This is a genomic window from Streptomyces sp. NPDC048057 (genome assembly GCF_040653095.1).
GTDB lineage: Bacteria > Actinomycetota > Actinomycetes > Streptomycetales > Streptomycetaceae > Streptomyces.
Map to the genome: position 1 here is coordinate 1 of NZ_JBEZNF010000091.1, position 1,051 is coordinate 1,051.

The following is a 1,051-nucleotide window of genomic DNA, read 5'->3' on the forward strand; positions in this document are numbered from 1 at the left end:
TCCTGGATGTGTTGCCGTTGGCGCCGTTGCAGGAGGGCCTGCTCTTCCACGCCCAGTACGACGACCAGGACACCCCCGACGTCTACGTCATCCAAGTCGCCCTCCAACTCGAAGGCCCCCTCAACAGCACCCGCCTGGAGACCGCAGCCCAAGCCGTCCTCAACCGCCACCCCCACCTCACCGCCTGCTTCCTCACCCGACCCAACGGACAACCCATCCAAGTCATCCCCACCCACTACCACCTCCCCTGGCACGAACACGACCTCACCCACCTCACCCCAACAGAACAACAAACCCAAACAGAAAACATCCTCAACAACACCCGCACCCAACGCTTCACCATGACCACCCCACCCCTCATCCGCTACACCCTCATCCACCACACCCCCCACCACCACACCCTCGCCCTCACCCTCCACCACATCCTCCTCGACGGATGGTCCATGCCCATCCTCATCCACGAACTCCTCACCCACTACCACCACCCCACCAACCCACCACTCCCCCAACCAACCCCCTACAAGCACTACCTCACCTGGCTCAACCAACAAGACCACACCACCGCCACCACCACCTGGACCAACCACCTCCACAACACCACCCCCACCCACCTCACCCAACCCCACCCACCAACAACCCCCACCACCCACACCCCCCAACACACCACCCACCACCTCACACCCCACACCACCCACCAACTCACCCAACACACCCGCAAACACCAACTCACCCTCAACACCCTCATCCAAGGAACCTGGGCACTCCTCCTCAACACCCACACCGGAAACAACGACATCACCTTCGGCACCACCACCACCCAACGCCCCCCACACATACCCACCACCAACAACACCATCGGCCTCTACATCAACACCACCCCCACCCGCACCCACATCAACCCCCACCACACCATCACCCAACACCTCACCCACCACCAACACCAACAAACCCAACTCCTCGACCACCAACACCTCAGCCTCACCCACATCCACAACACCACCCACCACACCCAACTCTTCAACACCACCACCGTCTTCGAAAACTACCCCCT

1 protein-coding gene is annotated in these 1,051 nt (G+C 61.5%); it reads left to right on the plus strand.

Annotated elements, in window-relative coordinates; all coding sequences use genetic code 11:
• Window positions 1-17 precede the first annotated feature (17 nt).
• Window positions 18-1,051: condensation domain-containing protein (locus AB0E05_RS36465; protein ID WP_361971924.1), on the plus strand; the 1,034-nt coding region annotated here is incomplete at its 3' end.